The organism is Streptomyces sp. NPDC002309 (assembly GCF_053593375.1).
The window spans coordinates 1-1,133 of record NZ_JBSFCI010000112.1; the positions used below are offsets into that span (position 1 = coordinate 1).

Genomic DNA, 1,133 nt, shown 5'->3' on the forward strand with positions numbered 1-1,133 from the left:
TTCTGTGCCTCGGGTGTCTGGACGTGGGGAACGTCCTCCTGATGCGCTTGTCGGGCTTGGTGTCCCATCGCGGTAGGAGGACGTTCCATGAGTAACGGTAGTGGCGTGTCCCGGGGTGATCGCAACCGCAACGCGCGTCTGGCCCGGTTGCGGGAGCTGATTCCGACGAACAACGCGATCGTCGGGATCGACCTGGCCGAACGTAAACAGATGGTTGTTGTCGCCGATCATGATTCGAAGGTGCTGGCGCGCAGAACATTCCGATGTCGCGCCTGGGACCTGGGTGCCGCGCTGGACTGGGCTGCCGATCATGCCGCAAGAGCTGGCTTCTCTGGAGTGAGCGTGGCGTGTGAACCGACCGGCCATCGATGGCGGGTGCTCGGGCAGTTGGCCTCCGACCGCGGCATGTCGTTCGTGTGCGTGCAACCGGCGATGACCGCCTGGTCGCGCCGCGCGGAAGACCTCACCAGCGACAAGACCGACGACAAGGACGCAGTGCTGATCGCCCGGCTCACGGCGCAGCTGCGGTGCTATGTGCCTGAGCCGGTCGACGAAACCTGGGGCAGGTTGCGGCATTTGGGTGCTCGACGCGAACACCTGATCGTCGGGATGGTTGCCCAGGTTCAGCAGATGCGGGCGTTGCTCGAATGTGTGTGGCCGGCGGCGCTCGAGACCGCGCGCCAGCCGTTCCGTTCCCGCTCCTGGGTGGTGGCGATGCGCGTGATCTGCGAACGCGACCGGGGTGACCTGACCCGGACCCGACGCCTGGGCAGAGCGCGGTTGGAACAGGCTGTGCGTTCGGGTGTCGTTCGCGAGGGCGGGCAGCGGCCCTGTCTGCGGATCGTGCGGAACCTGTTCGCGGCTCTGGAGGATTCGGCCGGTGTTCTCGCGCATCGACGTGGTGCGTTCGAGCGGGTGCAGTTGTTGCTCGCCGACTGGGCCGCCGATCGGCAGCGGTTGGCAGACACCGAGGCGCGCATGACCGCAGTGCTCGACGAGCTCGGCGTGACCGTGCTGGTCACCTCGATCATCGGACTCTCGGCGGTCGGGGCCGCTGCCATTCTCGCCGAAACCGGCGACCTCACACGGTTTCCCACCGCGCGCGCCGTGGTCAAACACGCTGGCTTGGCGCC

General features: G+C 66.9%; 1 protein-coding gene. It reads left to right on the top strand.

What is annotated here, in order from left to right:
- Positions 1 to 87: 87 nt before the first annotated feature.
- A partial coding sequence (locus ACWCPM_RS34740; RefSeq protein WP_450980252.1) for an IS110 family transposase occupies positions 88 to 1,133 on the top strand: 1,046 nt, incomplete at its 3' end.